This is a genomic window from Streptomyces sp. NPDC058239, assembly GCF_042882185.1.
In the GTDB taxonomy this organism is placed as follows: Bacteria; Actinomycetota; Actinomycetes; order Streptomycetales; family Streptomycetaceae; genus Streptomyces.
This window is the reverse complement of sequence record NZ_JBHVWS010000094.1, coordinates 1-23,411: the sequence shown is the minus strand read 5'-3', so window position 1 is coordinate 23,411 and position 23,411 is coordinate 1. Positions and strand designations below refer to the sequence as shown.

Genomic DNA, 23,411 nt, shown 5'->3' with positions numbered 1-23,411 from the left:
GCCCGCGGGGGGGTTGGGGGCCCCGGCGTGTGAGCACGCCGGGCACCCGACCAGCCGGATCACTCACCTGACGCTCCATCCTCCGGGCATCGGGAAGAGCGGCCCCCGGCACCTACGGGGCATCGCGAACGGGCACGGTATGGGCTGCCCGGCGTCAGCTGCGGCTCCGGTGTGATTGCGCCCCGGTCACGCCGGCCCGGCCAGGGCGACCCCGCAGTGCGCCTCGCTCGTCGCAGAGGCAGGGCCCGGTCAAGCAACGACCCCAGGGGGAGCGGGACGGCTGGTGGGACTCCGCGGGCACCGTCCCTCTCATCGCCGCCCATCTCGACCAGCTACGAACCCACGGCCCTCATGGGCCCGTCTGGTGGCGCTTCGGCCGCTCCGAGTGGCAGCCGTTCACCGGCGCCCTCACCAACATCGGGACCGAGGAGAAGTACGACGCTCGCGAGGACGGACGCCGCCAGGAGCAGGAAGCGGCCGGGTCGTGGAGGATCTGTGGCGGCGCGAGGAGCCGGTCCGGTGGGAAGCTGCCTGCGAGTGTCCGTCCTGTCAGTCGGATGTCGCGCCCGACGCCGTGGGCCCGGACGGGTACCGCCCCGCTGAGGGGGGCCTGTGCGCAGACTGCGAACACACCCGCCGTGAACAGGTCACACAGATAATCGTTGCCCGGGGCCCGGGCGGCCTCGCCGCACTCACCTCATCCCACGTCGTGGCAGAGCTGCGGATGTGGTCAATGCGTTTGCCACACGCCGCGGGCCCGGGTGAAGTCGCCCGCCGCCAGCGCATCGCGTGGGATGAAGACGTAGATCAGACCGTTGTCGCCAAGCAGAGCGCCCGGTTCGGAGTCGATCTGGGCGAGCAGTTGCCATTGCGTGGGCGGCACGTCCGGTTCAGCGGTCGCGCACTGCTCCCAGGGGTCGTTCTGCAGGGGATCGGCATAGCCGAGCAGCCGGTGCTGAGGCCGGTCATCGTCATCCAACGGGGGATGGAACTCATTGAGGAACTCGATGAACGCCGCGAACTCCTCACCTGGGCAGGCGGGGTCACGGTTAGTGAGGTCCAACTCGGTGAAGTCGTGGTAAAAGGGGCTGTCCAACGGAGGCAGCGTCAGGTTCACCGAGGGGATCACGGCGCGCTGCGGGAACGTCTCGGCTCCCGCAGGAGCCGCCGTGGCAACGAATTCGCGGGTGTCCGACGGCTGGGTCATGACCAGCACCGCTGGTCCTTGAGCCGTGTTGTCCCACGCAGTGCCGCTGGTGAGATCGGCGAAGATCTGCAGCAATCCGGCCGAGGGCAGTATCCGGTCATCGTCGCACCGGCTCATCTCGGCCAGATCGATCTGTGCCAGGAAGGTCATCGCGCGATCTCGGCGGTGCGGCCACGCCGCACCGGACGGCAGGTCGGGACACCCGCCCAGGCGGGTGCGCGAAGCGGCCATGCCATCGGAGCGGGGGGTCAGGTCGACTCCGGTGCGGCACAACGCGACCAGCGCGTCGGCGTGCCTGCCAAGCCGCAGGTCCTGGCAGACATCCCGTACCCACTCCGCGGTGTTGGCGGCATCCGCCGCTGCAGCCCATGCCTGCACTGTGCGGGGATCAGTGAACTGTTCGACGAACTGCGCTGCGGTCCGCGCCTGGCTCCGTTCGAGTACTACTTGAGGAAACTCCAGCAGGCTGGGGGCCACGGACCGTTCGCCCATCCGGTCGACGACACATGCCAGCAGGGACGGCAGCGACTGCACCCACGCCTGGGCGTAGGCGTGGGCACGCTCGGGGTCCTGCGCTGCCGGGGCCAGTTGGACTGTCTGCTCTCCGTATTCGCCGGTGCGGTCGTTGTGCATGCACAGCCTCACGGTGAGGCGCCCATCCGACGCGAGGTCAAGGCCTGGCTCGACAAGTTCCAATCGGACCTGCCCGTGCGTCGCGGGCAAGCGCGCTCGCAGCAGCGTTCCCAGCGCTTCCATGTCCACCTGGCCTCCCGACCGAGCAATGATGATCGGCGAGCTCATTGGCCACCGGCCGACACGGCCGCGCCAAGACCAGCCTCCGCTGCACGATCGCTGTCGCCCTCTCGGCCGCCGCAGACGCCTCGCGCACCCATTGGGCTGCATGCTACACAGGCCAACTTCCCGTATACGCCCATGGGTTCAGCCCGCGCACCCTTCGGGAATCGCGAACCCACGGAGGTTCGCCATCGAGAGCTTCTACTGCCGCCGGGGCATCGAAGAGGATCGCGAAAAGGGCGGAGTCGAAGGGATGATCGGCTGCTTCCGCCGCAACATTTCACTCCGGTCCCGGAGGTCGCCCCGCTCGCCGAGCTGAACGACATGGTTGGGCAGCGGGATCTGCGCGACGGGTACCGCCGGATCGGTTCACGGCTGCGACCTCGCAGCCGTCACTGTCGGCCTGACTCTCCCTTGGAGGCCAGGCATCGTCGAGGGCCACGTCAACCGCATCAAAATGATCAAAAGCGCCCCAGGCAACGACGTCCCAGTCCCACCACGACCTTCGGGAAGCCGGCACGATGCCCGGCTTTGTGACCAGCGTCAGGGTCTTGCCGCGCATGTCCATGTCGATTCGCAAGGTGTCCTGCGTGATCACTGCCTGAGTGAAGTCGAGCGTCACCTCGCACCATTCCGCCGCAAGCTCCAGCCTGCGCGGCACCACCCACTGCCCCACACGTTTGACCGAACTGAACCTCTGGTCGATCAGGAGTAAATCCTTGACCTCTGTTACGGCCACGCCGGTCGAGGCCGACACGGACGGCAGGTCAGTGGTGAGCGCGGTCAGTTCGCTGACGGTCCGCGCCGACAGGGCAGCCTTCCAGGCGCTCGTCCAACTCGGCCGCGGTCAGCCGGCCGTCCCCCGCCGCGACACGCAGCACGTCCACCACCCGGTCCCGGTCCGCATGAGAGGCCCGCAGCTCGGGCGACGAGCCGGGGCCGGAGCGCTTCCCGGTGGGCGAGATCTCTCCCGACATGCCTCCGTCCTGGTCCTGTCGAACGTCTTTGCGCGATGCAGCCAGCGGCGCGACTGGAGGACTAACGCTATATCGCGATATGAATCCCGGCCAAGCCCAACCGGCTGCCGGACGGGGACCATCCTGCGCCCGGGGCGAAGGGGCATGGCCGTGCCTGCACCAGGCCCTCCGGCAGGCTGGGGCGGTAAGAGTCAGCCCGGTTCCAGAGGTCGGACCGACTGTGCTGTTCGGGCTGGAGGGCGTCGGGCGGCGCCCTTGAGGACTTCGGCGGTGTGCTGGCCTGGCAGCGGTGCCGACGGCCGAGATACTCAGGGCCTGCCGGTACCTCGAAGCGGTCTGGACGGAGGATACGGCGAACATGGTGGCCCTCCTGGACCACGGCCCTGAGGAAACATCCAGGCCGGTCCTGGTCACCCGGTTCGGTGACCAGCATCATGCAGCCTCTGCTGCCCGGCCGGTTCGGTATGAGAGGGACGGCCCATCGCTGTCCCCGGATTCGAAGATCGCTCTCGATCCCGGTGTCCCATCTCGCTGTGCAAGACCCCGCCGCACTCACGGAGCGTGACCGGATCGCGGAAATTGAGCGAGAACCGGGCCGGGTGGCCGGGGTGCTGGCAGCAGAGCAGGCTGGAGGTACCGATGGCCCGGGCGGCCGGGCCGGGAAGCGAGGCTCCTGATGAGCAGGCTCGAAGAACAGGTCAACGTCGATGTCCCGGCGCAGGAGGTCTGGGCGCAGTTGCACCGCATCGATGAGTACCCGATGTTCATGGAGGGCGTGAAGAGTGCCGCTGCGCATGGCAGCAGCCGAGCCCATCTCGACGTTCGGATCGGGGACGGCGAGCAGGCTTTCGAAACTCGCATCGCCGATCGCGGCAAGGGCCAGGTGATGGATTGCACGGTGGACAGCCCGGAGCTGAAGGCTGCCTTCGCCGTGAACCCGCTGGATGACAAGCACACCCAGCTGCAAGTCCGGCTGGAGTACGACCCGGACACCGTGCGGGCGACCTTCGGCGGCCCGAAGGGATTCGCCCAGGTCCATGCGATCGAGGACACAGTCCGGACCGACCTGGAGAAGTTCAAGGACCTGCTGGAGAGCCGGCATTAGTCCCGACGTGCTGGTCGTGCTCGTGCAAGGACCGGCGCACAGACCGACGCCACTGGCTTCGCAGCCCTGCACCGGTGGGCGGAAATCCTGGACCGGCACTTCCCGCCCGAGATCCCCGCCCCCGACCGCATCACCGAAGCACCACCCGCTTAGTTAGCGGTCACCCGGTTCACGGACGCAGGACTGGAAACTCGGCCCTGGCCCAGAGCGCGCGGATGGCGGTTCGATTGTCGACGGCGGCATCGTCGTCGCTGTTCCACACCCTGACTTGGGTGGCGGAGTCGTTGACCGGCCGCCAGCCCGGGTCTCCGGTGGTGGCGAAATCGGCCCAAGCCCGCACCATGCGGCGTGACAGTTGATGGTCTGCGGGAGTGGGTGCACCGCCTATGAGGAATGCCAGGCAGTCGACGTCCAGGTTGCCGAAGGCGAAGGGGATGTCCGCGCAGTGCCAGGCCCGCACGATCGCGTCCGGGCGGCTGCGTCGCCGGTCGAATCGCGACAGGAACGCCCGGCCGCCGGCCTGGGCATGAAGCTCGGCGAGTCGGTTGCTGTATTCGCCGAACAGCAGGTCACTGAAGACGGCGAGGTATACGTCGAGCACCGGCGCATGGGGCATCACAGCGCGGTAGCCGGGCACCAGCCCGGCGGGGAGGCCGAAGTCCTGGGAGAACAGGTCCAGTTGCTCGTCGGTGTTGATCTTCGCGCTGCTCCCGACGGCGTCGAGTAGCCAGTACTCCTCCGTCGTGTGGCAGACCAGCAGATCCACTCCCCGGGTCGCACCGGTGGCCATCCCCGTGAGGGGGTCGGTGGGCAGGACGTCGCCGTCCAGGACGGGGGCGTAGAGAGAGGGGTCGTAGTGGCGGGTTCCGGAGGCGGGGTCGCGCCGGTAGTCGTCGACCACTTGGTCGGAAGCGGTGACCAGGGCCTGCGGGGTCGCGGATGCCAGGCCGTCGGGCGTGGCAGGACAGCCCGCTGCTGCGGCGACCTCGCGGGTGGTTGCCGCAGCGATTTCGAGCGTGTAGCAGGGACTGGCGGCGCTGTGGGTGATGGCGCGGTGGAACAGGCCGCGGGCGCGGTCCATCACCATCAGACAGGCCACCGAAGCGGCCCCGGAGGACTGTCCGGCCACCGTGACGTTGCCCGGGTCGCCGCCGAAGGCGGCGATGTTCTCACGAACCCAGTGCAGGGCGGCGACCTGGTCGAGCAGACCCCGGTTGTCCGGGTACGAGGTTTCTTCAGCAGCCGGGATGTGTCCGAAGCCCTCGAAGCCGAGCCGGTAGTTGAGGGTGACCACGACCAGACCGGCGCGGGCCAGTGCGGTGCCGTCGAAGTCGGGCTGGGCTGAGGAGCCGAAGGTGTAGGCACCGCCGTGGATCCAGACCAGGACGGGCAGGCAGCCGCCGTCCGGGGCAGGGGTCCAGATATTGACGGTGAGGATGTCCTCGTCGTCAGGGGACCATGCGGGTGCGCCGGGCAACTGTGCCGACTGCGGGGCGATCGCGCCGAAGTCCGTGCAGTTCCGCACCCCTGTCCACGCGGATGCCGGGCGTGGTTCCCGGAACCGGTTGGCGCCGAACGGTGCGGCGGCATAGGGAATGCCGAGGACGGCGACGACGTCGGGAGCGGCACGATGGCCTTTGACTGAACCGTTCCTCGTCCTGAAGATGTCCAAGGAGTTTGCCTCTCGCTGCGCGTCAGGCCGCCGGGTGGGGGCTGAGACTCAGCTTTCCATCGTTCGGCGCCTCAGGACCAACACCGAGATCATGATGATTGACGCATCGCCGATGTTAATCCCCCGCTTTTCAGAACACGTCGCGGTCGACTGGCCGGTTCCCTTGCCGTACGGGACCCTGGCGGGTGCGTACCTCTGTGGTGAACAGGCTTCTTGTCGCGGTGAGCGGGGTGTCAGTGCTTGTCTTCAGACTGCTCGCATGATCTTGCGGTGATCCCTGCGGTGGCCCCGGACCTCAACCCCGTCGAGAGCGTCTGGTCACTTCTTCGGCGCGGCCCGACGGCAAACACCGCCTTCGAGGACCCGGACCACCTCATCCGAACGCTCCGCCGAGGCCTCAGACACATCCAGCTCCAGCACCAACTCATCGACGGATGCCTGGCCGAGACCGGACTGATCTGCATCCTGACCGCTCCCACGGGGTGAGACGACTGGGTTTGGCTGACACGGCGACAACTCCGTTGAGAAGGGACAGTGCGGACGATCAACGGGGCTTGGCCTCGGTGACGTAGCGTCATCTGGGACTGTGGCGCAGGTTGATGAGCTCGTCGGTGACCTGTTTCCGCACCTCAGGGAGTTGCTGGTGGAGCGCGTGTCCGTCAAGGGCGGGGCGGTTCACGTGGTGGCGAGAACCCGGGAGGCCGGTGTGGCCTGCCCGGGGTGTGCGACTGTGTCCAACCGGGTGCACAGCACGTACGGAAGATGCCTTGCCGATACGCCTGTCGGGGATCGGCCAGTGCTGATCGAGCTGACGATGCGGCGGCTGTACTGCGAGAACGTTCGTTGTCCGCGGCGTACGTTCGCCGAGCAGGTCAAGGGCCTGACCGTTCGTCATGATCGCCGCACGCCTGCCGCCCGACGCGTGCTGGAGGCTGTCGCTGTCGCGCTCGGTGGCCGGGCCGGGAGCCGTCTGGCCGCTGTCCTGCACACACGGGTGAGCCGGACAACAGTCTTGCGGACGGTTATCGCCCTTCCCGATCCCGGCTGGACCGTTCCGAAGGTGCCGCGTCGACGACTTCGCCGCTCGACGCGGGCAGCACTACGGCACCGTGCTCATCGACTGCGAGACCGGACTCAGCGGAGCGGCCCGCTTCGCCTTGTGGATCCCCGTCAATCACCATGCCTCTAACGTGAAGCGTGCGCCCAGCGGTTGCAGGGCAAGGGCTGGACGAGGCCGGACGGACTCCGGGGTCGCGAGGCGGAGGCGGAAGCGGGACCACACGGTGGCCAGCAGGCTGACGGCCTCGACCCCTGCGAGGGAGGCGCCGAAGCATGTGCGCGGGCCGAGCCCGAAGGGAAAGTAGGAGCCGCGTGGAACTTCCGTCGGCTCCTTCCCCAGCCAGCGCTCTGGGCGGAATTCTCCGGCCTGCTTCCAGTACCGCGGGTCGCGGTGGTTCACCCACTGACTCACCGTGACCGTGGTGCCAGCCGGAATAACGTAGTCCGAGAACTTCACATCGACACGGGCGTCCCGGCTGGTCATCCAGACTGGTGAGTACAACCGGAGGCTTTCCCGCAGAACAGCGTCGGTGTACGGCAGTTCGCCCAGCAGCGCCATCCCCCTGGCATTCCCAGCGAGCGCCTTCTCCGTTTCGCGGTACACGCGCTCCGCCGCATCCGGATTTCGGGCGAGCAGGACACTGGCCCACACCACGGCGTCATTCGTGGTCTCGTATCCGGCCATGAGCAGGGTTGCCAGTTCGTCGTTCACCTCGGCCGACGTGGGCGTCGGAATGCCGTGGAGCAGTGCGTGCAGTACGGGCGCGGCTTTCGGGTCCGCCGCGCGGCCCGAGGCGGCGACTCGGGCGAGAGTCCGTTCGACCCGACGGAGATTGCGGCGGATCTGCAGCTTGCGACGGGTGGGAAGCCACTCGGGGAGCACCACCGGCGAGGCGGAGAGTTCCATGATCGGAACTACCATCCCGGCGACTTCGGCGACCTCTGAGTCGGTGTACTCCTCGCCGAACATCAAAGCCGTGACCAGGCGCAGGGTCACCACCGACACGTCCTGCTGCAGGTCCCGCACCTGGCCCGGACGCCACTGCTCCAGCATCCGCTCGGCCTGCCCGCGCATGGCGGCGGCGGCTGTCGCGGACAGTTCCCGGCCGAAGGCCGGCTGGATGCGTCGACGCTTGGCCTTCCAGTCCTCCCCGTCAGCGCTCATCGTGGACAACGGCAGGCTCTGCCTGCGTCCCGCGCGCCGGGTCTCGGGGCCTTGCTTGACGAAGTCGGCGTTTCGGTCGACGAGCATGCGCTCGACGTGCTCAGGGCCCGCGAGCAGGACGTTCCGCGGACTGATGCGGACGATGTCCCCGTAATCCCTCGCGCATACGGTGAGAAACCGGAGGGGATCGGTGCTGAATTCTTGAAGATTTCCGAGTACGCGGTCGCCTGTCGGCCCCGGTATGTCTACCAGCGTTTTCTCTGCCACCCCGCCCCGCCTTTCGCCCTTCCGGGATTACCGGGGTGTGCGAGCAGCGCTCGTACACCCCGGCAGCTACTTGCCGCGCCGATCAGTAATACGAGTACGGGGCGGTCAGTCGGTCCTTGCGGGTGAGCCGCATGAACAGGGCTCCGGTGAGCACGAGCTTACGCATAGAGATACACCTCCCGATGAATACAGTCAGATCGCGGTAGAGCAACAACGGACGAGACGCTATTGGCGTTGACTGACACACGTCAAGAGGCGCTTTTCCCATATGGGGACAACGAGGCTTATTGCGCCCTATCCTGCAATCAGTTCTCATTCGAGAGCGGTTGTCGGACCGGGCCCCGGACGCGAATGCCGAACTCCTCTTTCATGATCGCCCGGAAGCCCAGCGAGATGGTGGCCTACCGTGGAGCAGGGCTTGTTCGGCAGTGATCTTTGACTGGGTGTGGATGTGGCCGGTGGACAGTCCGGCCGCTCGCCCGTCCGGCGAGGTTGAGGTTGCACAGGCGGGCGATGCCGAGCATGGCGTGGTGGACTCCATCGCCCTTGAGGCGCCAGTCGCGGAGGATCTTCCAGGTCTTCATGCGGGCGAAGACATGCTCGACGCGGGTGCGGAACTGATTGTGGGACTTGTTGTGGGCTTGTTTCCAGTCGGGCAGTTCTTCGCCTTTGCGGCGGCGGTGGGGCATCACGAGTCCGGTGCGATTTTGCAGCCGGTAGGGAAGGGCTCCTGACCTGGCATCCGCGACCGCTTCGGCCGTGGCCTGGCCCTGGTCGGCCAGGACAACCTGCGCCGCATCGTGCTGCGCGAGCGGGACCGGCCCGGCGCGGTGAACATCGGCCTGATCGACCTGACGGCCCGCTACGCCCTCAATGCCGGGTACCACGTTGTCGTCGAAGGGATCCTGTACGCCGACCGCTACGGCCAGATGCTTGCCCGGCTGCGCGCTGACCACCGCGGCCCGACCCACGCCTATTACCTGCACGTGCCGTTCGTGGAGACCCTGGCCCGGCATACCACCAAGCCGATCGCGGACGAGGTCGGTGAGGAGGCGCTGCAGGATTGGTACCGGGAGCTCGACTCGCTGCCCGACGGCATCGAGGCTGTCATCGGCGCCGACAGCACCCTCGCGGCGACCGTCGATCGCATCATGCTGGACACCGGCCTGGCCGGCCTGCCCGCACTGGAACTCTGACCGCCCGGTTTGTATATCTGCCGCGCGGTCTGTTGGGCCTGCTCCTGCATCATCTGATGCGGCATCCGTTACCCGGGCCGAAAACCTCGGTGCTCAATGCGTGCAGATCACCACGAATTATCGGCGTGGTCGGGGAACCGGCGTCCCCGTTGTGGCCGCTTTCGCCCATGTCCCTGCCGGCCGGTCACGCACCGTCCGCCTCGGGATGCCCTCCTTTACGCCGTGAGCTGAACGTGCTGGATATCCTCGCGGTATGAAGATCATATTTGAAGGTCTCACCGTTGGGGTGGGATTTGGGGCGGGTACCTCGCTCGTCAACGCCCTTTCGTCGCCGTATGGGGAGCTGGGAATGCCGCTCGTCGGCACGGTCTGGGGCAAGGCTGCCAAGGTGCTCAGCCTGCTGATGGACGCAGGCTGGTCCTGGGCCGCTCTGGCGGTGGCGGTGGGCTGGCTGGCCGGGACATGGGCCCGAGGTGCGCTGGTCGGGGCCCTGGCGCTGTTCGCTGCCACGGGGGCGTACTACGTGACGGATGCCTTCGTCTGGGGGGTCGGCACGGATATGGTCTGGTGGTGGATCGTGGGTCTGCCGCTCGGGCTGGTCCTGGGTGTCGTGGGTGCCGCCATCAGGCGGCCTGGATTGATCGGCTTGCTTGCGGCGTTGACCGTTCCGGTAGGTGCTGCCGTGCAGATGGTCGTGCTACCTCCCCGGCCTCACCTCACCGTGACCCCGTCAATCATTCTCGCCGAGGTCATCGTCTGGACAGCCGCCGCGCTCGGTGCCGGTTGGGCGGTCCACCGATTTTGGGTCGCGAGGCGTGCGACCGAGGCCGCATAGATGAACGACCAGACCCATCACGGCGCAGAAGCAGCCGCAGCTCCCCGACCCGAGCGGGCCACGCCCGCCAGCCTGCACACCGACCTCGCACTCGCCCGCGAGGAAATCCAGGACCTGAAACGGGAGTGTGACGCGCTGAAGCACCGCGTCCATGGTCCTGGGCGCGGAAATCGACAACGTGGCACAAGCAGATCTCGTCAATCGAATCCAGGACCTGGAACATCAGAACCAGGCCTGGCCAGAGACCTCACCGAGGCTCGCAGCTGCGCCATAAGGACTCGCGAAACAACGTGAGAAATCGGAAGCAACGATCGCGTCGCTCCGGCTCGCCCTACGTAAGGCCATGCGGGCAGCCCCTTGAGATCCTGACCCGACCCAGAAGTGGTGGCCCTGCTGGGCGGGGCCACCACGCCTCAACCGCGGTGGCTCGTCCCTTTGCGCTCCCCGGCCTTGCCGACTCGACGGTGCCGACCTCAGCCCGCGAGAAGGGGATGCCCGCTACATAGGTGCGTACGCGAGGAGCGTTCCCAGCCGTGGCCTGCGGGAATACAATGTCGATCTTCGTTTATCACGAACGATCGTTGTTCGACGTTGATTCCACCCATCTCCCTCCGCCAATGGGCGAGATCGTTCCGGGTGGTCAGGGTGGGGGATCGGGACCCAGCACCCTGCAGATAGTCGGCCGGCAGGTCCACGAAGGCGTCCGCGGCTCCAACCGCACCGCCCATCGCGAAGTGGGTACCAAATCGCAGGCGTTCGATGAATGCCAAGCCCAGCCAGGGCAGTGCCGGTTTCGTAGCAGCCACCGCGGGGCAGTTGACCCGCTGCCACGCAGCGCCGGATGACAGCTGCTCGGTGAAAGACACCACCTGGCGGCTCGACCTGCAGTTCCCCCTTTTGCGGGCTCCCGCCGCATGCAGACGGGCGCGGGTGATTCGATTCCACCGAGACGTCCCAGACACCTCAGGCGCGTAACCCGTCAAGCCGGGGGCCTCAAGCTGCTGTGTAGCCTGGCGATCTGTTCGAACTGATGAGGGGCTGAGGGTGGACGTCGAACGACGGCATGCTGAGGTTCAGCTCCCCGAAGGGTCCTGGTGGGACTGGGACGTGATCTCCTGGAACGCCGGGCAGCTCCGGCTTGCTGCTGGTCATGATCTGACCTACCACCATGGCCTGGAGCTGGTCTTTGACGACCCGGTCTTCGTCAGCTGCCCGTCGAGCTTCCGCGATCCGACTTTCCGTACCCCGTCGTCTGACGAGCTTCTGCAGGTCACTCGTCAGCTCGGCGGAGAACTGCCCGTCGTGGTCGCCTTCGAGGCCGACGCCGGTGGGCAGGAGCCTGTCTCGTGCCTCATTGCCGCCGAGCGACTCGAGATCGTCCAGGAGACAGTTCTGAGGTACTGGCGCGAGGACGCGGCACCTGGCCAACGCTTCGCTCCCTGGGCGCGGTCGCCGGGCCAGTAGAGGCGCCTGCCTGTGCCGCTAGGTGAACCCAATGAAGGACTCACCATGTCCCGCAGAACAACGTAGGGAGGCGTGACAGTTCCCCAAACGAATCCTGCCCGAGCGCGGTCCGACAGCCGGTCAGTGGTTCTCCATGGTGAACGGGCCGCCGCCGAAGGCGAGGTGGGCGAAGCGTTCGCCGATGCGCTGGTGGGTGGCGGGGTCCGGGTGCAGATGGTCGGGCAGCGGCAGTTCGGCGTGGTCGGCCTCGCCGTAGAGGTCGAGGCCGTGGAGGTAGTGCAGGTTCGGGTCGGTGGCGGCACGCTGCTGGACGATGCGGGCCAGCTCGTCCCGGATCACGGTGAGGGTCAGTTTCCCGGCGGCGCTCTGCGTGGGATCGCCGGTGGCCACGAACCGCAGTCGCCCCTCGCTCATCGCGCTGAGGTCCGGAGCGCTGGGTCCGGGCGTGGTCTCGTGGATGGCGCAGTAGATGGGCGAGACGACCAGCAGCGGGGTGGTGGGGTGGCCGTCGCGAATGGTGTCGAGGAATCCGTGGACGGCCGGGCCGAACGCGCGCAGCCGCATCAGGTCGGCGTTGACGATGTTGATGCCGATCTTGATGCTGATCATGTCGGCGGGGGTGTCGCGCATGGTGCGGGCGGTGAACGGGTCGAGCAGAGCGCTACCACCGAATCCCATGTTGACCAGCTCCACCTTGACCAGAGCGGCGGCCAGGGCGGGCCAGATCCCGGTTGGGGTGGCGGCGTTGGAGCCGTGGCTGATCGAACTGCCGTGGTGCAGCCAGACCTTGCGGCCGCTGGGCGGTGGTGTGTGGACGGGGGCGTTGGTGCGCAGGGCGGCCAGCTGGGTGGTCTCGTCGTGCGGCAGCCAGATCTCGACGTCCTTCTCGACGTCTGGCAGGTCGGTGAAGCGCAGGGTCTCCACCGGCCCGGGACGGGTTTGTGCGGTCCCGGAAGCCATGTCGATGGTGAGCGTGTCGCCCTCGGTCGCGCTGGCCTGGCCCGCGAGCCGCCCGTCGACGAGGAGCTCGTACACCCCGTCGGGGCGTGGAGGTGCTCCGACGTAGACCCGTTTGGTGGCCACGACGTCCAGCTCGACGGCGGTGGCCCGGGTACGGAAGGTCAGCCGCACTCCGGAGGGCTGTGACTCCGCCATGGCCAGCTGGCCGTCGGGGATCTGCTGCCGGGCGCGCGCGGGCAACCGGTGGGGCAGTACGCCGCGTTCGGTGCGCTCCAGGTCGAGGGCGCCGCGCAGGAGGCCGGCGGTGATGGGAGTGGTGGTCCAGTCGTGCTCGGTGTTCATCTCGTCGGTCTCTTCGATCAGAAGGGTCAGTTGGCAGAGGCGCCCGGCAGGGTTGGTCAGGAGGTGGTGGGCCAGGTGCGCAGCAGAGCGTCGAGCGCGTTGAGGATCTCGGTCCAGCTCTCCTGCGAGTCGGGGGCGCTGTGGCTGAAGCCGCCGGCGGTCTCCAGGCCGACGTAGCCGCTGAAGACGCTGCCCAGCAGCCGCACCGCGTGCGTCTGGTGCGGTTCGGCCAGGTTGTACCCGCGCAGGATTGCCCGCGTCATCTGGGCGTGCCGGACGCCGGCGCTGGCGGCCGCCGTCTGCGGGTCGAGCCGGAACTGGGCTGCGGCGAAGCGACCTGGGTGATTGAGGGCGTAGTCGCGGTAGACGTTCGCGAAAGCGGTCAGAGCGTCCTTGCCGGCCCGTCCGGCCACTGCGGTGGAGACCTGGTCGGCGAGTTCCTCCAGGGCGAGCAGAGCGATCTTGGTCTTGAGGTCGTGGGCGTTCTTCACGTGCGAGTACAGGCTCGCGGTCTTGACACCGAACCGCCGGGCGAGTTCCGCGGGGGTCGCCTGCTCGAAGCCGACCTCGTCGGCCAGCTCTGCCCCCGCCCGGACCAGGCGCTCCGTGGTCAGTCCTACTCGTTCGGCCCGTGCCATGTTCATCCTCCGAATCGCTTCTCATCCCTGACGTCAATGATTATGCATTTGCCTAACTCGATTAGGCAAATTAGCGTGTGCTTTATGAAGTCACTGACCGAGCAAGAGATTCGTACCGCGTTTGTGAACTGCACCAAGGGCGAGGCCAAGCGCCTGAGTGTCCCCCGTGACCTGGCCGAGCGGTGCTGGGGCGACCTGGACTTCCTGGGCTGGCGAGATCCCCGGGCCCCCGACCGGGCCTACCTCGTGACCGAGCTGGACGGCCGCCCGGTCGGCGTCCAGCTGCGCTCCTCCGGCGTCGACTCCTGGCAGATGCGGCGCAGCATGTGCTCGGTGTGCGTGACCACCCACACCGGGGGCGTCTCTCTGATGGTCGCGCCGAGGTCCGGGAAGGCCGGGCAGCAGGGCAACTCGGTTGGCATCTACATGTGCAGCGACCTGGCCTGCTCCCTGTATGTACGCGGGAAGAAGGACGCGGGCATCGGCGCACGCCTCCACGAGTCCCTCACCCTGGAGGAGAAGGTCCAGCGGACCGTGGCGAATCTCGCCGCGTTCATCGCCAAGGTGACCGCATGACCCGGGCCCGCCTCCTGGTCCCACCCGTATCGCCGCCGCTGTCCGGCCATGAAGTGGCTGACCGGGGCAACGGCTCGCAAGCTGATCACTGCCCTGGCCGGCCCCTGATCTTCGTTCCGTCCTCATCCGCCCTGTTGTCGTCATCGTCGAGGCAGAGCGCGGGGCCGCCGAAGAGGAGGAGGGCGAGCGTGACGGAGCCGTGTCCGAGGGGATGGGTGATGACGAGGCGTCGTAGGCCAGCGTCGCGAAGCCCTGCTCGGCGAGCTTGCCCGCGGACAGGCCGGCGGCCTGCTCCTTCACGCCGCCGCCGGGGTGGACGACGACGATCGCCGGGGAAGAACGTCGCCCACACCTGCGTGGCCCAGCTGCGCATGGAGGCCGCGCGCGATCCCGACAGTCCGCGCCTCACCTCACTCGTCGGCGAGCTGTCGGTCCAGGACACCGACTTCCGTCGCTGGTGGGCAGCCCATCACGTCGCGGTGCGCGGCGTCGGCACCAAGATGTTGAAACATCCGGTCGTCGGCGAGCTGGCCCTCGACCGGGACACCCTCGCCTTCACCACCGACGCCGACCAGCAGCTCGTGGTGCGGTCCGCCGAACCCGGCTCCCCGTCCCACGACGCGCTGCGCATCCTCTCCTCCTGGGCCGATGTATCGGCCCCTGCTCCCACCGACGCCGGTGCCGGCAGCTCGCTGCCTGGCTGACCCCGTCCCGCACAGGCCACTGGCTGAACGGCGCGGCCAGGGCCTCGCCTCCGTTCTCGGCCAGCCGCTGGTCGTCACCAGCTTCGCGACGGCGACCTGGGCCAAGCAGATGGTGGCGCCGGTGACGTCCCAGCGGCCGAGCCGGAATCCGTCCAGGAGGCCACGCCTGTGGAGTGACCTGCCTCACATGCTGTCACAGCGATCGATCACGCGGTGTCTTGAGGCCGAACGCCCTTGAAGCGGAGGAGACACCATGGCTGAGAACACCGATGTGGTCGTGATCGGCGGCGGATACGCCGGCGTGATGGCGGCCAATCGCCTGACGCGGGGCGACAACGTGACCGTGAGGCTGATCAACCCGCGCTCGACGTTCGTCGAGCGGATCCGCCTGCACCAACTAGTGGGCGGTTCCGACGACGCGGTCGTCGACTACCGAGAGGTTCTGGGCGAGCGCGTCCGGCTGGTGGTCGACACCGTGACACGAATTGACGCGGCCGAGCGCAGCGTGACGTTGGCGTCGGGCGGCACGGTCGGCTACGACTATCTGATCTACGCGGTGGGCAGCGGCAGCGCCGACCCGGCTGTGCCCGGGGCTGCGGAGTTCGCCTACCCGATTGCCACCTTCGAGGAGGCGGGGCGGCTGCGGCCGGTCCTCGACACCGCGCCCGCGACGGCCGCGGTGACGGTTGTCGGAGCCGGTCCGACCGGCATCGAGACCGCCGCCGAGCTGGCGGAGGCGGGCCGCGCCGTGACCCTGGTGTGCGGAGGGGCGCTCGGTCCGTACCTGCATCCGCGGGGTCGGCGCTCGGTCGCCAAGCGGCTGGCCAAGCTCGGTGTGTCCGTGCTCGAAGGCCCCGACACGAAGGTGACGGCGGTGACACGCGACGCCGTGCAGCTCAGCGGCGGCCGCAGGCTGCCGAGCACGGTGACCATCTGGACCGCCGGATTCGGGGTGCCGGACCTGGCCGAGCACAGCGGGCTGAGCACCGACGCTCTGGGCCGCCTGCTCACCGACGAGACGTTGACGAGCGTGGACGACGTGCGCATTGTCGCGGCCGGGGATTCGGCGGCACCGTCGGACCTGCCGCTGCGGATGAGCTGCCAGGCCGCGATGCCTCTGGGTGCGCGGGCCGCCGACACGGTGCTCAGCCAGATCGCGGGTGAGCAACCCTCGACCCTCAACCAGGCGTTCGCCGGCCAGTGCATCAGCCTGGGCCGACGCGCCGGCATCTTCCAGTTCGCCCACCGGTACGACGTCGCGCTGTGGTTTCACATCGACGGTCGCCCTGGCGCGAGGCTCAAGGAGTTCGTGTGCAGGGGCATAGTCAAGCATCTGGCCGACGAGGCACACGAGCCCGGTTCGTACAGCTTGCACCGAGTCTCAGGAGGTGCCAAGCGCCAGGAGTTGCTGCGGGCCAAGCGCGGCGAGGCGCCAGCCACCGCTGGACGGGCAGCCTAGCCAGGCACTCGTGGTCGATCCGGTCCGACCACAATGGATCCGGATCGCATGTCGTGCGGCGACGCCCCTATCGTGGGGCGCCGCTGCACGCACGCGTTCATCAGCGGCCCTTTGAGCAACGAATCGTCGTCAACTTGGCGTGTCACAGCCGTGCGCCGGGTGGTGTCCCACTCTCCACCGCACCGAACAGGTGCGTCAGATCGAACGGCTGCCAACGAAAAGGACATTGCCGTGGATGCACGCTTGAAGACCGTCGGCAACCAGGGCCGGCCGCGAAGGAGAGGGGTCGAGATATGAGCAACCACGCCACTGACCCGGCGACCGAGACGTTCGTCGCCCACCGCAACCTGCTCTTCACCGTCGCCTACGAGATGCTCGGATCGGCGGCCGACGCCGAAGACGTCCTCCAGGAGACCTGGCTGCGATGGGTCAAGGTCGACATGGAGCAGGTGAGCGACCAGCGCGCCTACCTGGTCCGGATCACGACCCGGCAGGCGCTCAACCGGCTGCGCACGATGAAGCGCCGCAAGGAGGCGTACGTCGGCCAGTGGCTGCCCGAGCCGCTGCTCACCGCGCCGGACGTGGCCGAGGATGTCGAGCTCGCCGAGAGTGTGTCGATGGCGATGATGCTCGTCCTCGAGACGCTGTCGCCGACCGAGCGCGCCGTCTTCGTGCTGCGCGAGGCCTTCGACGTCAGCTACGACGAGATCGCTGCCGCCGTCGACAAGAGCCCCGCCGCCGTCCGCCAGATTGCCCACCGCGCCCGCCGGCACGTCGACGCCCGCCGCCCCCGCCAGGCGGTCTCCCCGAGCAAGACCCGGGCGGCCCTGGAGGCGTTCCAGCGCGCGCTCGAAACCAGGGACCTACAGGACCTCCTCGACGTGCTCGCCCCGGAGGTCGTCCTGGTGAGCGACGGCGGCGGCGTCAAGCGGGCTGCGCTGCGGCCGGTCATCGGCGCCGAGAAGGTGGCCCGCTTCTACCTCGGCGGCTCCGCCAAGGCCGGAGTCACGATCACCTGCGAGCCCACCGTGGTCAATGGCAACCCGGCACTCGTCGTACGCCTGGACGGCGATATCGACGGCGTCATGGCGATCGGTGTCGAAGACGCCCGCATCACCGGCCTCTACTACGTCCGCAACCCGGAGAAGCTGTCCCGCGTCGCATCCGAGACCCCGCTCACCCTGCGATGAATACCGGTGGCGGGTTGGCCACTTGGGGATTCGGTGCAGCGCCGAACCCCGTACGGTTCACCTCGCCTTCACCACCCGCCAGCGGGTCGGATTGGCCGAGACAGTCAGGTCGACGAGTGAGCGCGTTCACTGTGTCGCCGCAGGCGCCCTCCCCGACCGCGCAATGTCTCATGAGGCACAACGAAGTCTGGAGAACGACGGGACCGGACCGTGCTGCGCCGCACCGACGACATCGTGTTCTTGTACCCCCGGTCCGGTACTGGTTGGACCTCGCCGTGGCCGACATGAACCTGCGGCCGGGTACGGTCCTGGATGGGTTCATGTGACCTGCAACCGTGTCTCAGCGGGTTGATGTGTCATGCCCGGTTCACCGGACGCGCCGCGCTCAGCCCGCCGGTGTGGATGCCCAGGTCGAGGCCGGACCACCCGCACCGGGGAAGGCCCAGCAGAGGAACGGCAGGGTGAGACGAGGGTCGCGCAGGTGCCACCGGCTGCTGGCTGTGTAGGTGAAGGCGGGGATCGGGTGTCGGTGAGTTCTGGCATCGGTTCTCGATCGAGAGGCCGGGAGACGTCGGCGAGAACCGAGAGCACCGTGTAAGCGTGTTGGTGATCAGCGGCATGGTCCGAGCCGTGGGTCTGCGGGCGGAGCTGGTGCTGAGACGCAAGCAGCGAAGGACGGTCAGGATGTCGAGCCGGAGCTCGGCGGTACGAGCCTGTGGCGTCAGCGGGATTTCATGCTGCTGTGGAGCGGTCAGACGGTCAGCGAGATGGGCCCGGCGGTCACCCAGATCGCACTGCCGCTGGTTGCGGTCGTCGCGCTCAAGGCGAGCATGTTCCAGGTCGGGCTGCTGACCGCCGCCACCACGGCAGCGTTCGCGCTGATCGCTCTGCCCGCGGGCGCGCTCGTGGACCGCGGCTCCAAACAGCTGGCGGAGGAGCGGCCATGTTCGAGGTCTGGGCCGGGGTGGACCTCGGTGAGGAGCATCACTGCTGCGTGGTGCTCGAGGGGCAGGGCCAACGGCTGTGGGTGCAGCGCGAGTTCCAGCCGGCGATGTCGGCGGCGCGGACCCGGCAGGCGGCGGAGAACGCCGACGGGGCGGCGTGCGCCGACGCGGTGTCGGAGTACGCCGCCCTGCAGTGGGACGAGCTGCGGGGCGCGGCCCCCAAGTTGCGGACCGGTCCTTCTCCCGCTGCTTCGGGTCGCGGTTGAACAGAGCGACGTGGACCAGAAGTAGCCGAGCACGGCCGGCCCCAGGCACCAGACGACGGCCAGACACCCGCTGTTGCCGATCTCGCTGCCGGGCAGCAGTCCGCGCAGCGTCTCGATGGTGGGCATGAACGGCTGGTACTCGGCGGTCGGCTGGAACCAGCCCGGCATCGCATCGACCGGCACGAAGGCGGTGGAGAGCAGCGGCAGGACCATCAGCGGCAGGGCGTTGTTGCTGGCCGCCTCGGCGTTCGGACTGGACAGGCGCATCCCGACCGCGATCCAGGTGAGCGCCAGGGCAACGAGCGTCAACAGCCCCAACGCCAAGATCCACTCCAGGGCGGCGGCATCCGTGGTCCGGAACCCTATGGCCACCGCGACGGCCCCGACGAGGCCCACGCTCATCACGCACTGCAGCACGCGGTGGTCGGTGTTCCGCTCATCCGTAGGCAGCCGCCTCTAGGATGATCATTGCGGAAGTCCAGTGGTCGCCCCGGAGGTGTCATGCCCCTGCAGATGAAGTTGAGCGCGATAACACTCGACTGTCCTGATCCGCTGACTCTGGCGGCGTTCTATCAGCAGGCCACCGGCCTCGCACCTCACCCGAAGTCGAACGCCGACTTCGCGGGCCTCAACCGTGAGGACGGCCTCTTCATCGGTTTTCAACGGGTCGACGGCTACCGGGCTCCACACTGGCCTGACCAGACCGTTCCCCAACAGCTGCACCTTTGCTTCGACGTCGTGGATCTGGACGAGACCGAGGCCCGGCTGCTGGAGCTGGGCGCGGGCAAGCCGGATCACCAGCCTCATGAGGCCGCCAGGGCGCGGGTTCTCACTGATCCGGCTGGTCATCCCTTCTGCATCTGCCGAGGCTGACTGGGGGATTCAGGAGGCACAGAGGAACCGCTGCCGCCCCGGCCAGTGCCTGTGTCGGCGACGGGCCAACTACGGTGCTCAGTCACATCACAGCTGTGACTGAGCACCGTAGTTGGCACTGTCCGCCAAATAGAGTGCTCCGGCCCCGGGGCGGGTGGGCCAGTGTCGCGGTCCCCGCGCCAGTCCTTCGAAGGAGAGTCATGTCCTTTCCCGAGCTTCCCCAGTCTGCGCCTGGTGAAGTGCTGTTGGTCTGCACGTGCTATGAGGATGGCAAGGCCCTGTGGGCCGGGCTGCTCGACGAGGTCGGGGGCCGCCGAGAGGGCGACGTGTTCATCCTCGGGGGCGACGGGGTGCGGCTCCGCCTGGTCCAAGGCAGTGGATGGGACTACCTGCACGGCGGCAATGTGCCGGCGCTTGTCCCGGGCGGCGGCCTCGCGCCTCCGGTCGTCGCATTGGCAGACATCCCTGTGGTGTACGGCGGGGATGGGCCGTTGCTGGTGGACCTGGCGGCGATACCCGGGCGCGGCGTCCGGGTCCCGTCGGCCCGGCTCGGCGAGATTCTGGCCGCCCTGCTGGGCGGCGGGCTCGCGTTCGACGACCTGGTGCGCAACATGGACCGGTACGGCATGTACCAGGGGGACGGTGGCCGGCCGGCCTTCCCCGCGCCGACGGTGCCGACGTGCCGGCCCTTCCCGGCACTGCCCTCCACCGCCGCGGCCCTGCTGGTCCGAACCTCCTTCGACGACGAGGAGGGCTGGCACACCCTGCTCGACGAGCTGGGCGGGGCCGACGAGGACGGTTGGGTCGGCGTGGACCTGGACCCGGACGAGATCGACGCGGAGAACTACCCGTTGGAGGCGCTGGTCGTCGACGACCGGGCCTTCGAGGGCCTTTGGCCGGGCCAGGTGCCGGCGCTGGTCCCGCCCGAGAAGCACACCACGCTGGTCGCGCTCGCCGAGGCCAGGACCTTTGCCGAGCCCGGCCGACCGCTGACCGTCGTCGACCTGTACGACACCCCGGGGCAATCCGCTGTCCTTCCGTGCCGCGAGGTCGGATCGATGGCTTGCAACCTGGAGATCGGAAACATGGACTTCCACGAGTTCGTCGTCGTGGAGGGCATGGAGCAGTGGTGGGAGGGATGATCAGCGGATCTCTGGCCGGATCAGGTTCGGCCGTGGTCGTCACGGGCGTATCGGCTCCAGGTTTCCGCCCGCTTCCGTGACCAGTCGGGTGGCGGTCTTGTCGTGTCGGCCGAGCGCCCTGCCGATGACGGGGACCGATCCGCACACCGACAGAAGCCGAGATCGGAGAAGGCCACTGATCAGCGGTGTGGCTGAGTTCCCTGCGCACCATCTCTGACGCTCGAGGTGCCAACTCAAGCGCGCAGGTGCCAACTGAAGCGCTCGGCCTCAGTACCCGTGACTGAGCATTCGAGTCGGCGCGTTCGCCAACCACGGATACGCCGGTTGCTGCGGGGCCGTCCGTACCGCCGCCGACTTCGCGGGCGATCTGGACGAGGCAGCCGTGGAAGAACGCGAGTCCACGATCCGCAGCGTACTCAAACGCCCCGCCGACCCTGCGGACTACCTGGACGCCCCCGACGCCGAGCGAGTCGTGGCCGCGGCAGCCCTGGTTGTCGCACAGCACCCTGACGGCGAGCCGGCGTGTTCGAACTACGGCCTGTCGGAGGATGCTCTCGGTGAAAGGTGCTTGTCATGCCGCGGATGCCGAAGGTCGAGCTGTACGCGGCGATCCGGCGCGAACAGCCTCGGCCGCCGGCTGACGGGGCTCGTCGGCGGTGACCGGGGGAGGGGGCGAGTGGCCGGTGTTCTCGCTCAGCCCCACCAGCGCGTCGGCGACCGAGGCGTGGACGGGCGCCGACGGTTACGCGTAACCCTGACTCAGCTGCAGCGCGGGAACTCTCAACGGGGCCGGCTGATACCCCCGGTTCAGGCGGCGGGCTGGGAAATGAAGACTCGTTCCAGCAGGGTGTGCAGGGAGTCCCGCTCCTGGTCGCTGAGCCTGTCCAGGCCCTCCTGTGTGGCGCGCATCTTCGCGCGAATCGTGTCGGTGACGCGCTCGCCCTCGGCTGTGAGGACGACGTTCTTGATGCGCCGGTCGGAGGGGCTGGGCTCGCGGCGCACCAGGCCGCGCTTCTCCAGCCGGTCGATGATCCCGGTCATGTTGGAGGCGTCGCAGGTCAGGGTGTGGGCCAGGGCGCGCATCGCGGCGGGGCCCCGGCGCAGCACGGTCAGTGCCTTGCCCTGGCTCGCGGTGAGGTTCTCGCTCGCCGCCGCGACCGTGAAGTCGCCGTAGTAGGCACCGAGGGACACCGAGAGCAGCTCCATGAGCCGGGCCGTATCGACGCGGGCAGTTCCTGTCATGGGAGTCACTTTACCCAGGAAACTTGACAATCTCAAATATCTACATTTACCGTCTTCTCATTGCTTGAAGTTATCAACCATCAAAGTTATCAAGTACATACGAGGAGCACCTCCGTGACCGTCACTGCGTCTTCGGCCCCCCGCGCGGCCGAGATCCTGTCCCGGCCCGTCGCGCTGAACGGCCTGACCGTCCCGAACCGCATCGTGATGGCGCCGATGACGCGCATGTTCTCCCCGGGCGGCGTCCCCGGTGAGGACGTGCGGTCGTACTACGCCCGTCGCGCCGCCGCGGGTGTGGGCCTGATCGTCACAGAGGGGACCTACGTCGGTCACGAGTCGGCCGGGCAGAGTGACCGTGTGCCGCGGTTCCACGGTGAGGAGCAGCTGGCGGGATGGGCGAAGGTCGCCGAGGCCGTTCACGCGGCGGGCGGCACGATCGTCCCGCAGCTGTGGCACATCGGCATGGTGCGCAAGCAGGGCGATGCGCCCTACGTCGACGCCCCCGCCATCGGCCCTTCCGGCATCCGCGTCGACGGCACCGAGGGCACCGGCAAGGCGATGACCCGGCGCGACCTGGACGACGTCATCGGCGCTTTCGTCGAGGCTGCCGCGGCCGCCGAGCGCATCGGCTTCGACGGCGTCGAACTGCACGGCGCCCACGGCTATCTCCTCGACCAGTTCCTGTGGGCGGGGACGAACCGCCGTACCGATGTCTACGGCGGCGACCCCGTGGCCCGGACGAAGTTCGCGGCCGAGATCGTGGCCGCGGTCCGCGAGACCGTCTCGCCCGAATTCCCGGTGATCTTCCGCTACTCGCAGTGGAAGCAGGAAGCCTACGACGCGAGGCTCGCCCAGAGCCCGGAGGAGCTGGATGCGATCCTGACCCCGCTTGCCGCGGCCGGCGTCGACGCCTTCCACGCCTCCACCCGCCGCTACTGGCTCCCGGAGTTCGAGGACTCGGACCTGAACCTGGCGGGCTGGACCAAGAAGCTAACCGGCAGGCCCACCATCAGCGTCGGCTCGGTCGGCCTGGACGGCGACTTCATCCGCGCGTTCGCGGGCGAGGGTGCCGCGGTCGGCAGCATCGACAACCTCCTCGACCGCTTGGAGCGCGACGAGTTCGACCTGGTCGCCGTCGGCCGCGCCCTGCTCCAGGACCCGGAGTGGGCGGCAAAGGTCCTGGCGGGCCGGGTCGAGGAGCTGAAGCCGTACGACGCAGCGGCGCTGAAGACGCTGAGCTAGTGTCCTGCGCCCGAGATTCGTCGTTAGTTCATGCATGAGTGCTTCTTCGGGTGTGCCAGCACCGCGTCGTGGTCCGAAGCTGGAACCGTTG

20 protein-coding genes and 5 pseudogenes are annotated in these 23,411 nt (G+C 68.1%); 14 read left to right on the top strand and 11 right to left on the bottom strand.

Going from position 1 to position 23,411, the window contains the following annotated elements; all coding sequences use genetic code 11:
• Positions 1-730: 730 nt before the first annotated feature.
• From ACFVYE_RS45480 to ACFVYE_RS45470, 3 genes are all read right to left on the bottom strand, one after another.
• Positions 731-1,963, bottom strand: coding sequence for a YwqG family protein (locus tag ACFVYE_RS45480; RefSeq protein ID WP_389609416.1), 1,233 nt, complete (start codon positions 1,961-1,963; stop codon positions 731-733).
• A gap of 319 nt (positions 1,964-2,282) precedes the next feature.
• The gene (locus ACFVYE_RS45475; protein ID WP_383972542.1) at positions 2,283-2,759 is read right to left on the bottom strand and encodes a hypothetical protein; all 477 of its coding nucleotides are present in this window, start codon (positions 2,757-2,759) and stop codon (positions 2,283-2,285) included.
• A gap of 10 nt (positions 2,760-2,769) precedes the next feature.
• Entirely contained in the window at positions 2,770-2,979 is a 210-nt protein-coding gene (locus ACFVYE_RS45470; RefSeq protein ID WP_389609413.1) for a DUF1707 domain-containing protein, read from the bottom strand.
• A 676-nt stretch (positions 2,980-3,655) separates the two neighbouring features.
• On the opposite strand from ACFVYE_RS45470, the gene ACFVYE_RS45465 reads away from it, so the two are divergent.
• Positions 3,656-4,084, top strand: a complete 429-nt coding sequence (locus ACFVYE_RS45465; RefSeq protein WP_383972545.1) for an SRPBCC family protein — start codon at positions 3,656-3,658, stop codon at positions 4,082-4,084.
• A gap of 169 nt (positions 4,085-4,253) precedes the next feature.
• Here the strand turns inward: ACFVYE_RS45465 and ACFVYE_RS45460 are convergent, their stop codons facing one another.
• On the bottom strand, positions 4,254-5,756 hold the full coding sequence (locus tag ACFVYE_RS45460) for a carboxylesterase/lipase family protein (RefSeq protein WP_383972547.1): 1,503 nt from the start codon (positions 5,754-5,756) through the stop codon (positions 4,254-4,256).
• Positions 5,757-6,029: 273 nt separating this feature from the next.
• Here ACFVYE_RS45460 and ACFVYE_RS45455 point away from each other — a divergent pair.
• Positions 6,030-6,242: pseudogene (locus ACFVYE_RS45455) on the top strand (hypothetical protein); the annotation flags it as partial.
• A gap of 100 nt (positions 6,243-6,342) precedes the next feature.
• A complete protein-coding gene (locus tag ACFVYE_RS45450; RefSeq protein WP_389609411.1) occupies positions 6,343-6,945 on the top strand; it encodes a transposase family protein in 603 nt (200 codons plus the stop codon).
• Here the strand turns inward: ACFVYE_RS45450 and ACFVYE_RS45445 are convergent.
• The 3 genes from ACFVYE_RS45445 to ACFVYE_RS45435 all read right to left on the bottom strand — a co-directional run bounded on the left by ACFVYE_RS45445 (position 6,931) and on the right by ACFVYE_RS45435 (position 9,029).
• A complete protein-coding gene (locus tag ACFVYE_RS45445; protein ID WP_389609409.1) occupies positions 6,931-8,247 on the bottom strand; it encodes a cytochrome P450 in 1,317 nt (438 codons plus the stop codon). The two genes, ACFVYE_RS45450 and ACFVYE_RS45445, sit on opposite strands and share 15 nt — an antisense overlap.
• A gap of 82 nt (positions 8,248-8,329) precedes the next feature.
• Positions 8,330-8,413 carry a cittilin family RiPP precursor gene (locus ACFVYE_RS45440; RefSeq protein WP_358943971.1) on the bottom strand — a complete coding sequence of 28 codons (84 nt, stop codon included), beginning with the start codon at positions 8,411-8,413 and terminating at the stop codon, positions 8,330-8,332.
• A gap of 235 nt (positions 8,414-8,648) precedes the next feature.
• Positions 8,649-9,029, bottom strand: coding sequence for a transposase family protein (locus ACFVYE_RS45435; protein WP_383972580.1), 381 nt, complete (start codon positions 9,027-9,029; stop codon positions 8,649-8,651).
• Here ACFVYE_RS45435 and ACFVYE_RS45430 point away from each other — a divergent pair.
• The 3 genes and pseudogenes from ACFVYE_RS45430 to ACFVYE_RS45420 all read left to right on the top strand — a co-directional run.
• Positions 8,985-9,443, top strand: a pseudogene (locus tag ACFVYE_RS45430) (kinase); the annotation flags it as partial. The gene ACFVYE_RS45435 and the pseudogene ACFVYE_RS45430 sit on opposite strands and share 45 nt — an antisense overlap.
• 253 nt (positions 9,444-9,696) lie before the next feature.
• The gene (locus ACFVYE_RS45425) at positions 9,697-10,278 is read left to right on the top strand and encodes a hypothetical protein (protein ID WP_389609407.1); all 582 of its coding nucleotides are present in this window, start codon (positions 9,697-9,699) and stop codon (positions 10,276-10,278) included.
• A 1,044-nt stretch (positions 10,279-11,322) separates the two neighbouring features.
• Positions 11,323-11,742, top strand: a complete 420-nt coding sequence (locus tag ACFVYE_RS45420; protein ID WP_389609405.1) for a hypothetical protein — start codon at positions 11,323-11,325, stop codon at positions 11,740-11,742.
• A 120-nt stretch (positions 11,743-11,862) separates the two neighbouring features.
• Here the strand turns inward: ACFVYE_RS45420 and ACFVYE_RS45415 are convergent, their stop codons facing one another.
• The gene (locus ACFVYE_RS45415; RefSeq protein WP_389609403.1) at positions 11,863-13,044 is read right to left on the bottom strand and encodes an SGNH/GDSL hydrolase family protein; all 1,182 of its coding nucleotides are present in this window, start codon (positions 13,042-13,044) and stop codon (positions 11,863-11,865) included.
• A gap of 56 nt (positions 13,045-13,100) precedes the next feature.
• Entirely contained in the window at positions 13,101-13,682 is a 582-nt protein-coding gene (locus ACFVYE_RS45410) for a TetR/AcrR family transcriptional regulator (RefSeq protein WP_383972558.1), read from the bottom strand.
• A gap of 84 nt (positions 13,683-13,766) precedes the next feature.
• On the opposite strand from ACFVYE_RS45410, the gene ACFVYE_RS45405 reads away from it, so the two are divergent.
• The 4 genes and pseudogenes from ACFVYE_RS45405 (at position 13,767) to ACFVYE_RS45390 (ending at position 17,611) form a co-directional block, all read left to right on the top strand.
• Positions 13,767-14,258: an FBP domain-containing protein gene (locus ACFVYE_RS45405; protein ID WP_389609401.1), complete on the top strand. Its 492-nt coding sequence runs from the start codon at positions 13,767-13,769 to the stop codon at positions 14,256-14,258.
• Positions 14,259-14,593: 335 nt separating this feature from the next.
• Positions 14,594-14,962, top strand: a pseudogene (locus ACFVYE_RS45400) (transcriptional regulator); the annotation flags it as partial.
• A 253-nt stretch (positions 14,963-15,215) separates the two neighbouring features.
• Positions 15,216-16,421 carry an NAD(P)/FAD-dependent oxidoreductase gene (locus ACFVYE_RS45395; RefSeq protein ID WP_383972561.1) on the top strand — a complete coding sequence of 402 codons (1,206 nt, stop codon included), beginning with the start codon at positions 15,216-15,218 and terminating at the stop codon, positions 16,419-16,421.
• Between the two features lie 293 nt (positions 16,422-16,714).
• Positions 16,715-17,611 carry an RNA polymerase sigma-70 factor gene (locus ACFVYE_RS45390; protein WP_383972562.1) on the top strand — a complete coding sequence of 299 codons (897 nt, stop codon included), beginning with the start codon at positions 16,715-16,717 and terminating at the stop codon, positions 17,609-17,611.
• Positions 17,612-18,804: 1,193 nt separating this feature from the next.
• On the opposite strand, the pseudogene ACFVYE_RS45385 reads toward ACFVYE_RS45390, so the two are convergent.
• Positions 18,805-19,238 (bottom strand): annotated as a pseudogene (locus tag ACFVYE_RS45385) (ABC transporter permease); the annotation flags it as partial.
• A gap of 84 nt (positions 19,239-19,322) precedes the next feature.
• Here ACFVYE_RS45385 and ACFVYE_RS45380 point away from each other — a divergent pair.
• From ACFVYE_RS45380 to ACFVYE_RS45370, 3 genes and pseudogenes are all read left to right on the top strand, one after another.
• Positions 19,323-19,694, top strand: a complete 372-nt coding sequence (locus ACFVYE_RS45380; protein ID WP_389609399.1) for a VOC family protein — start codon at positions 19,323-19,325, stop codon at positions 19,692-19,694.
• Between the two features lie 200 nt (positions 19,695-19,894).
• On the top strand, positions 19,895-20,836 hold the full coding sequence (locus tag ACFVYE_RS45375; RefSeq protein ID WP_389609397.1) for a DUF6924 domain-containing protein: 942 nt from the start codon (positions 19,895-19,897) through the stop codon (positions 20,834-20,836).
• A gap of 280 nt (positions 20,837-21,116) precedes the next feature.
• A pseudogene (locus ACFVYE_RS45370) lies at positions 21,117-21,362 on the top strand (DUF4259 domain-containing protein); the annotation flags it as partial.
• 281 nt (positions 21,363-21,643) lie between these two features.
• Here the strand turns inward: ACFVYE_RS45370 and ACFVYE_RS45365 are convergent.
• Positions 21,644-22,078, bottom strand: a complete 435-nt coding sequence (locus ACFVYE_RS45365; RefSeq protein WP_383972570.1) for a MarR family winged helix-turn-helix transcriptional regulator — start codon at positions 22,076-22,078, stop codon at positions 21,644-21,646.
• 114 nt (positions 22,079-22,192) lie between these two features.
• On the opposite strand from ACFVYE_RS45365, the gene ACFVYE_RS45360 reads away from it, so the two are divergent.
• The gene (locus tag ACFVYE_RS45360) at positions 22,193-23,320 is read left to right on the top strand and encodes an NADH:flavin oxidoreductase (protein WP_383972572.1); all 1,128 of its coding nucleotides are present in this window, start codon (positions 22,193-22,195) and stop codon (positions 23,318-23,320) included.
• The last annotated feature ends 91 nt before the right edge of the window (positions 23,321-23,411 follow it).

Coding starts and splice junctions, on each gene's coding strand:
- ACFVYE_RS45470 (WP_389609413.1), bottom strand. CDS start 2,979: ATGTCGGGAGAGATCTCGCCCACCGGGAAGCGCTCCGGCCCCGGCTCG.
- ACFVYE_RS45375 (WP_389609397.1), top strand. CDS start 19,895: ATGTCCTTTCCCGAGCTTCCCCAGTCTGCGCCTGGTGAAGTGCTGTTG.
- ACFVYE_RS45395 (WP_383972561.1), top strand. CDS start 15,216: ATGGCTGAGAACACCGATGTGGTCGTGATCGGCGGCGGATACGCCGGC.
- ACFVYE_RS45465 (WP_383972545.1), top strand. CDS start 3,656: ATGAGCAGGCTCGAAGAACAGGTCAACGTCGATGTCCCGGCGCAGGAG.
- ACFVYE_RS45380 (WP_389609399.1), top strand. CDS start 19,323: ATGCCCCTGCAGATGAAGTTGAGCGCGATAACACTCGACTGTCCTGAT.
- ACFVYE_RS45365 (WP_383972570.1), bottom strand. CDS start 22,078: ATGACAGGAACTGCCCGCGTCGATACGGCCCGGCTCATGGAGCTGCTC.
- ACFVYE_RS45480 (WP_389609416.1), bottom strand. CDS start 1,963: ATGGAAGCGCTGGGAACGCTGCTGCGAGCGCGCTTGCCCGCGACGCAC.
- ACFVYE_RS45425 (WP_389609407.1), top strand. CDS start 9,697: ATGAAGATCATATTTGAAGGTCTCACCGTTGGGGTGGGATTTGGGGCG.
- ACFVYE_RS45415 (WP_389609403.1), bottom strand. CDS start 13,044: ATGAACACCGAGCACGACTGGACCACCACTCCCATCACCGCCGGCCTC.
- ACFVYE_RS45410 (WP_383972558.1), bottom strand. CDS start 13,682: ATGGCACGGGCCGAACGAGTAGGACTGACCACGGAGCGCCTGGTCCGG.
- ACFVYE_RS45405 (WP_389609401.1), top strand. CDS start 13,767: ATGAAGTCACTGACCGAGCAAGAGATTCGTACCGCGTTTGTGAACTGC.
- ACFVYE_RS45390 (WP_383972562.1), top strand. CDS start 16,715: ATGAGCAACCACGCCACTGACCCGGCGACCGAGACGTTCGTCGCCCAC.
- ACFVYE_RS45440 (WP_358943971.1), bottom strand. CDS start 8,413: ATGCGTAAGCTCGTGCTCACCGGAGCCCTGTTCATGCGGCTCACCCGC.